The sequence below is a fragment of the Klebsiella sp. NPDC088457 genome, from assembly GCF_044900465.1.
Lineage (GTDB): Bacteria > Pseudomonadota > Gammaproteobacteria > Enterobacterales > Enterobacteriaceae > Klebsiella.
The window spans coordinates 1-6,693 of sequence record NZ_JBJDNH010000089.1; the positions used below are offsets into that span (position 1 = coordinate 1).

Sequence of the window (6,693 nt, forward strand, 5' to 3'; positions counted from 1 at the left end):
CTTTGCGCTGTTTATTAATTTCCAGCATTTTTAATCCCCGTCAGCCGCTCCCAGAAATACGTCAGCGCAACGGAGCCCATCGCACCACTTATCCCCGAAGTCGCAAGTATCATGTAAATGCTTAACCCGCTCTCGATGCTCACCAGACCGGCAATGACTCCGGTGAACCCTGATACAACCATCTGGGCAAGAGCATTAATCAAGCTCCATGTCGCTTTGTTCTGCTTCACGTCAATCAGGTAGCGAACCAGTCCGCCCCAGCACGCGATGATGAGCAGAACGAGCCAGGACATCCCGGCAATGCTCTCTTTTTCGTGCATACGTTTTGCCATAGGTTCTCGCCTCCGATAATGGATCGGGACGCTGTGTGTAAGAAAAGGGTCAGGCCCGTCGGGCTGGATTTAACAACGAAGCGTGTCGATGATGATTCCCGCGGGCCTGAAAATAAAAAAGTCAGCGCAATGGCTGACAATAAGGGTAAGCGATGATTTCTGTAATTCTGCGCCTTACCGGACAGAGTTATGCGCCTAACGGAGCGTCCGGGAGGTATGGACTTTTAACATCACACCCTTCCCGGGCGTGGCCTGCTGATTCGCAATCATTTGCAGGTCTTCATGTCCGACTTGCGGAATACTGGCGGAAGATGGAGGAGTCGAACCCCTACCGTTACCAGCACCACCGGGTTCAAACCGGTTCGCCCACCTCTGAGCGGCATCTTCCAATCTGGTTCAGGGCTCTGCGCGGAAGGGCTTTGACGTGTCGTGCAGCACGTCTCTACCCAAGAGCCCTGACCGGATTGCAGATACGAAAAAGCCCCGAGCGATTAACCCGGGGCTTTCCTTGTTTGGCTGCTCTGTTCGCTTTTGCTCCTGAGCATACATGAAATCTACTACTTTCATTTCCCCAAATCAAGTAATTTGCAAAATATTTTCCAATTAATTCATAATTAGTGGAAATGCATTCTCCATTTCACGTCTCACTGCATAGAAAAATTCTGATTCCAGTACTCGCTCACACCATACCACTCGCTTTCTGCAATACTGAATGTCCACACCAGTAATTCTACTTACCTCCCTGGCAATGTCTTGCGTGCAGTTGCGTCCGCAGTATCGTTTAATGGCTACATCACGAACGGGGCTTTCCCTGTGAAAAGTCTTAACCATGACCTTCTCCACAAAAGCGGCATCATCTGATTCTTTGGCGAGAGCGATGATGTTGCTCACTGAGGTTTGCGGCATGATTATTTCCCGGGACTTCCGATATAACTCATCGCCTCGCAATGACCCGCCTTCGTCGCTGTACAGCCAGTTAACGACCTTCTCTATCTGCTTTGCCTTGTCCTCACTCCAGTGGCTTCGAATCATCATCCGGCCAATCACATTCACAGCGCCGCCCGGCGAATCATCACCTCTGTTTACCCTTCCCCACACGGCCAGCATGTAATGCACCCATGCTTTTTGACCAGTAGTTATGGTCCTTTTGGGGTGCTTCCAGACCCTGCGGAAATGAGCGTCGTCCACGAAGTTAACCATGCCAAAAACTGGCGTTAGTCTGCTCATGCGTTACCCCTGTATAACCGGTAAAACTGACGAAGAAGGATGTAGTTGTCTGGAAAGGTTCTGCCGCGATTGAATAGCTGAAGCCTGGTCCACCTGATACGGAGGGCGTCGATGATTTCCTGCTTCATGCTGTCTCCAGTTTCTTTTCCATCTCCCGACACTTACGCCGGTACTCATCCCGTATTCGAATGAAGTCTTCGCGCCGGTATCGAGTCTTCTCATGCGGGCCATTCAGCCAGTCAACAAGTTCCTGACCAAATCTCTCTACCAGTGTTGCCTCGTATTGCTGGGCTACTGTTGCGGCCTTAGCCCCGTGCTTTGCCGAACCTGCGTTACAGGATTTGCATTGCCGGTAAGCATTCCGCTCTTCAAACCTCAATTCAGGAAATCCGCCAACCGTCTTAAAATGCCCGCAATCCCACTGACCACCGTGCAGGTCAGGCGGATTGATTTCTCCGCAACTGATACAGGGTTGATCATGGTCTCGAAGGCGAATGAACTTGTTGAAGGCTTGCTGGGCTTGGGCTTTGAAGTAACTATCTGGCTTGAGGGCTAATTTGCGGATTTTCAGGTTTCGTCGTTCTTGCTGGGCTTCTTCCTTTCGCTGCTGCTCTCTCCTGGCTTTATCCTTCTCTCTGAGCACTATTCCGTATTCAGCGCCGTGTTCCGGGCTACACCACCATTCATTGGCAAATTTGGGATGGAACCATTCACGGCATATCTTGCATCTTCGCCGTGGTTGTTTAGCCATTTTCTTCTCCCTGAACCTGAACCAGAGTTAGGTTTCCGCAGAAAACTGCGCCAGTATCGATGTACATCTGGTTGGCGTATTTCAGCGGCTGACGGGCTGGCGTGTGACCAAAGATAAACAGATCTGCGCCTGTTATTTCGTGGTGATTTCCATCCTGCGAATTGGCGATCCGCTCCCTGTTCCAGATTACCTGCTCGGCATCAATATGCTTGCCGAACTCATAAACTCCGGAAGGATAGTCGGCATGACAGACAACCACTTTCTTATCACCGGTAGTCAACTCGATGACTAGTGGCAACTCGGCGACTTTATGCGCCAGCGCTTTCGCCAGCACCTCCTTGTCATAATCGAGATTGAAGAACCAACCACCACCATTCATCAGCCAGTGATTGACGTTTCCATGCTCAGACAGACCGTCGATCATCATTTGCTCGTGATTCCCACGTACAGCTCGGAACCATGGCATCATGATTAACTCAAGGCATTCGACGTTTTCAGTGCCGCGGTCTACCAGGTCACCAACGGAGATAAGCAGGTCTTTCTCCGGGTCGAATTTCATCTCATCAAGCCGGTTCATCAGATTGGTGTAGCAACCGTGCAGATCGCCAACTACCCAGATATTGCGCCAGTTCGCACCATCAACTTTTTCATAAACTTTCACAGGGATTTCCTCCTCTCTTTAACGCGCAACCAGCGCTTAGCCAGTAGCGGATATGTTGGGTCGTAACTCTTTACTTCGGATGCCGTGGGGATCGGCCTGGGTTTATTTCTGCTGCGTTTGGTGGGAGTGAATATGAGGCTGTCTAAAATTATCTGTGTGGGACTTCGTCGATTCATATCACCTCAGAAAAATGACTGTAATCGGTTGAGGATTGCCGGGTCGGTAGTCCCGGCGAATACGTGCTTTATGGCGGCGTTAATCAGCGCTTTATAAACCCTCTCGAATTTCTCCTGGTCCATGCTGGCGTAAGCAAGGCTTTGAGCCTCGGTCCTGACCTCACCGTTTAACCTCACCGTCTGCACGTAAAAGCCAGCCAGTATTGTCAGGTCCTTTCGGAACCGGTCGAACTGGCTGTGCTCGTCCATATGCTCCAGCCCCGCCCTGTTTGCGCACCAATGAGCAAAACAGAATCCAAAGAAGGCCATCACCTTTCGATGAAAAGCGGGGTTTCTGGTGAGTTTGATTTCGGCTATGTAGGTTTCGCCGTTTTTGAATCGCTGGAGTCGTTCGAGGTCTGTTTCGTTTGCTGGAGAGAATACGCCACCCGGGTGTTTAACCAGGTCGATTTGCAATAATTACCTCCTGCGCGGCTTTGCGTTCTGCGGGGGACTTAGGCATGCTCCCGCTCCTTCTGGTGCTCGTCTTCGCTGCTGAAGTCGTCGCCGTCGATTGGCATCAGGCTTTTAGCCCGCGCCAAACCATGAAAACCAGATTTAACGAGCCAAAGCGTCCCTGCAAGCTCCGACATAGCCTCAACTTCCCAATAAACTCCACGCTCAAGGTGATGGTTTATTTCGCCAACACAAGACACCAATTTAACGACCTTGCCAACGTTTTCAGGGAAGCGGGACCGAATAATTATTGCCAGCCCTCCTGCGCGTAACTCAGCCATGATTCACCTCCTGCGGGGCGGCTGGCAGCGGCATCCAGTGGGTTATCTGCTCCGGGTTAATGCACTGGAACGAGCCAAAGAAGAAGGAATGAGCAGCCATGTGCTTACCATTCCATACCTGATACATTCCGTTCTTCTCCGGCATCCTCTCGCTTACCGGAATCCAAACAGGAATAATTTTAGGAATATTTTGTGGTGAGTTTTGTAGTTGAGGGGCGGATGCAAGTATGTCCTCGGTTTCCGCAATCAGATTGTGAGGTAGACGGCTTCCTGCATTTTGCATACCCCGACCAAATGCCAACCAGCGCCGAAGCATGGACACCGAACCATCCGGAATTACCGGAGAGTTGCCAGCCTGGCCACACGCACAGCGCGTGATACCCATTTCGCCGACCACCCACCCTTCATCACCGCACCGCTCGCAGTTATGAATTCCCTCGATAGCCATAATGCGTTCATCGTCGGTGGGTCCTTCCTGCCGCCATACTTTACGCTCAGCCTTTAGGGACAGAGCAAGGTACTGCTCCATCGACGTTTTAGCGCCAGCGATAATTTCATCCAGCACATCGTCGGTAAGGTCTTTATCAGGAATCATCTCAATATATCCCCCACACTAATCAGCCCCTTTGCAGTCAAGTAGTCCATCGCTTCACGTGGCAACTTACTGTCTGGATTAGCGTTTTTCAGCGAGCGGACTAATCGCTTAATCCACATCGTCAATTCGTCCACTTGCCTGGCACCCTCATTGGTGAGGGTATCAGCCTGGAGCATGGCGCCGAGGCAGGCGTTCCAGGAGTCAGCGGCCGCATTTCGCTGGTCTTCATCCCACTGGAATACAGCGCAGTCACGACGCCTGGCGCTTGCAAGAATCTCGATACTGTCCGGCGTGGCCTCTTTCGGTACTACCGGGCTTATACCAGCCGCTAACACCATGCTTTCAATGTTTGAGAACTGGTCTTCATCCAGTAGGTACGCCAATCGTGCCATTATCTTTTGCACTACCGGCGCTGGCTGCGCGTGGCGATAGAGCGGGATAACATTCCGTGCCTGATCCTCTTCGATAGCCCACTCTGGCGGCGCTTCACGCTCAATGACGCGCTTATAGTCCTGCGGCCCATCACAGGTAATGTAGGATGCCCATTCGTAGTCCCACGCCACCGGCTCGCTGTCCATTGCGGCCAGCGCCAGTTCAGCAAGCTGCAGGTCAGCCAATATTTCTTCGCGTGCGCTTTCGAATGCATGCTGGCGTGACGCCATTTTCAACGCTTTGACATTCTCGCGGGCACGTTCGTGAAGCTGCTCTCTGGTTAATTTGCTGGTCATTTACACAATCCCCCTACAATCCACTCTGCCGCGATACCAGCGCGAACTATCAACGACATAGCCATCAGCCCCAGAAAGAACGACCACACTGCAATGAATAATTTGCTGGTCATTAGCTCAGTCTCCGTAATAGCTCAACGCTTCGTTTGCGGCTTCAACAGGATCGGCATCACGCCAGTTATAGATGCTGTTTTCAGGAACAAATGGCCAGCACTCAAGCTCCGCTTTGACCGCATCTTCACTTCGAGTGCATTCGAAAACCTGAGTTGAGAAGCGCTTAACCCACTCGCCATATTTCACGCGCTCAGGGTCGTTTTTAAAACGAGACAGAATTTTGCTGATCATTGGTTGGCTCCTTCGATAATCGCATTCAGGGAGTTGAGGACCATATCCGTCATGATGCCCTTGCCGTTCAGTTTGACGTGAGCCTGTATTTCACTTCGGGCTGCCTTGAGAACTCCGACACTGACTGTGACCACGCGCTGATTGTCTGCATTAATTTCCCGCAGCCGTTCCAAAGATGATTTCTCAGCCATCACTCATCCTCCCCGTGAAATTTTGTGACCCGGCGCATAGCAACGCTGGCGGTCTTTGCTGATGCGCCAGCCTGCCTCACGCGCCTGGTGTGAAATGTCGGTCATATTCCTGCCAATAAAATCAGCCTGCGCCTGTGGATAGATTTTCCCCGACTGGCAACCTTCACAGTCGCAGTAGAGGTCCGCGCAGAATCCTTCAGTGATAGCCATCACTTAGCCTCCCCGTGCACTTGCTTCGCCAAGAGTTCAGCTTCCCGAAAATCCCAGTCAACGCGGTGAGCGATATCTATTGCCGACCGCACGGAATACTCAACCATCATGTCCAGCTTCTGAATTGTCAGCATCATGTCTGGGTTTCGGGCCAGTATTTCAGCCCGTTGAATTTGCCAGTTATTGCAAGCCTCAAGTAATGAGTTCGCCATCTACTCAGCCTCCCACTTGATGCCGGCGGTAATTGATATCAGGACATCACCAAAGCCGGTGATATAGCTAATTCGTCCCTTGCGCTGCAATGCTCCGATTGCCTCAAGCCGCCGTACTTGCTCTATTTCCAAATCGTGGCCGCCAGATTCAGGGTCATCGCAGCATTCTGCGAAGCGGTGTAACGCTGCTAAGTCGGTATCGGTGACAAACGAGCGAAACGGCTCAATGGTGACGGTGCGGGACTCCAGCTCGGCGATGCGCTGGCGGAGTGCTGCAATCTCCATCTCTGCAGCGTCGGCATAATGGATGTTCTCATGTTCCAGCGGCGGCAGGTCTGGAGTATTCACGCCGAACAGCGCCGCCAGTGCGCGATAGTTCAGCTCGCTGTGATAGCGACCTTTGCAGCGGACCAGTTTTTCGGCTGCTGCACGGATGGTCTCCAACTCAGCGATGCTCTCTTTCAGGTCGATAATTTCGTGAGTGCGAGG

14 protein-coding genes, 1 tRNA gene and 1 pseudogene are annotated in these 6,693 nt (G+C 51.8%); all 16 read right to left on the reverse strand.

The features are described from left to right. Positions 1-14: 14 nt before the first annotated feature. Positions 15-320, reverse strand: a complete 306-nt coding sequence (locus ACI2JR_RS27585; RefSeq protein WP_462480027.1) for a phage holin family protein — start codon at positions 318-320, stop codon at positions 15-17. A 314-nt stretch (positions 321-634) separates the two neighbouring features. Then, a tRNA-Ser gene (locus ACI2JR_RS27590) sits at positions 635-720 on the reverse strand. 215 nt (positions 721-935) lie between these two features. Then, entirely contained in the window at positions 936-1,559 is a 624-nt protein-coding gene (locus tag ACI2JR_RS27595) for a hypothetical protein (protein WP_462480018.1), read from the reverse strand. Next, positions 1,556-1,687, reverse strand: coding sequence for a YlcG family protein (locus tag ACI2JR_RS27600; protein WP_462480019.1), 132 nt, complete (start codon positions 1,685-1,687; stop codon positions 1,556-1,558). Before ACI2JR_RS27600 ends, ACI2JR_RS27595 begins: the two co-directional genes overlap by 4 nt. Then, on the reverse strand, positions 1,684-2,310 hold the full coding sequence (locus tag ACI2JR_RS27605) for a recombination protein NinG (RefSeq protein ID WP_462480020.1): 627 nt from the start codon (positions 2,308-2,310) through the stop codon (positions 1,684-1,686). The genes ACI2JR_RS27600 and ACI2JR_RS27605 overlap by 4 nt, the downstream gene beginning before the upstream one ends. Then, positions 2,303-2,971, reverse strand: a complete 669-nt coding sequence (locus tag ACI2JR_RS27610) for a metallophosphoesterase (RefSeq protein ID WP_462480021.1) — start codon at positions 2,969-2,971, stop codon at positions 2,303-2,305. The genes ACI2JR_RS27605 and ACI2JR_RS27610 overlap by 8 nt, the downstream gene beginning before the upstream one ends. Continuing rightward, on the reverse strand, positions 2,968-3,147 hold the full coding sequence (locus tag ACI2JR_RS27615; RefSeq protein ID WP_462480022.1) for a NinE family protein: 180 nt from the start codon (positions 3,145-3,147) through the stop codon (positions 2,968-2,970). Before ACI2JR_RS27615 ends, ACI2JR_RS27610 begins: the two co-directional genes overlap by 4 nt. Before the next feature lie 6 nt (positions 3,148-3,153). Beyond that, on the reverse strand, positions 3,154-3,603 hold the full coding sequence (locus ACI2JR_RS27620) for a DUF1367 family protein (RefSeq protein WP_462480023.1): 450 nt from the start codon (positions 3,601-3,603) through the stop codon (positions 3,154-3,156). A 38-nt stretch (positions 3,604-3,641) separates the two neighbouring features. After that, entirely contained in the window at positions 3,642-3,923 is a 282-nt protein-coding gene (locus ACI2JR_RS27625) for a hypothetical protein (RefSeq protein WP_462480024.1), read from the reverse strand. Further along, positions 3,916-4,518: a DUF551 domain-containing protein gene (locus ACI2JR_RS27630; RefSeq protein WP_462480025.1), complete on the reverse strand. Its 603-nt coding sequence runs from the start codon at positions 4,516-4,518 to the stop codon at positions 3,916-3,918. Before ACI2JR_RS27630 ends, ACI2JR_RS27625 begins: the two co-directional genes overlap by 8 nt. Further along, positions 4,515-5,246 carry a hypothetical protein gene (locus ACI2JR_RS27635; protein ID WP_462480026.1) on the reverse strand — a complete coding sequence of 244 codons (732 nt, stop codon included), beginning with the start codon at positions 5,244-5,246 and terminating at the stop codon, positions 4,515-4,517. Before ACI2JR_RS27635 ends, ACI2JR_RS27630 begins: the two co-directional genes overlap by 4 nt. A 117-nt stretch (positions 5,247-5,363) precedes the next feature. Then, positions 5,364-5,591 (reverse strand): hypothetical protein, encoded by a 228-nt coding sequence (locus tag ACI2JR_RS27640; RefSeq protein ID WP_462479968.1) that lies wholly within the window; start codon positions 5,589-5,591, stop codon positions 5,364-5,366. Then, entirely contained in the window at positions 5,588-5,782 is a 195-nt protein-coding gene (locus tag ACI2JR_RS27645) for a hypothetical protein (protein WP_144275243.1), read from the reverse strand. The genes ACI2JR_RS27640 and ACI2JR_RS27645 overlap by 4 nt, the downstream gene beginning before the upstream one ends. Before the next feature lie 3 nt (positions 5,783-5,785). After that, on the reverse strand, positions 5,786-5,992 hold the full coding sequence (locus tag ACI2JR_RS27650; protein WP_117074736.1) for a hypothetical protein: 207 nt from the start codon (positions 5,990-5,992) through the stop codon (positions 5,786-5,788). After that, positions 5,992-6,204 carry a hypothetical protein gene (locus tag ACI2JR_RS27655; RefSeq protein ID WP_064384518.1) on the reverse strand — a complete coding sequence of 71 codons (213 nt, stop codon included), beginning with the start codon at positions 6,202-6,204 and terminating at the stop codon, positions 5,992-5,994. The genes ACI2JR_RS27650 and ACI2JR_RS27655 overlap by 1 nt, the downstream gene beginning before the upstream one ends. Beyond that, positions 6,205-6,693 (reverse strand): annotated as a pseudogene (locus tag ACI2JR_RS27660) (hypothetical protein); the annotation flags it as partial.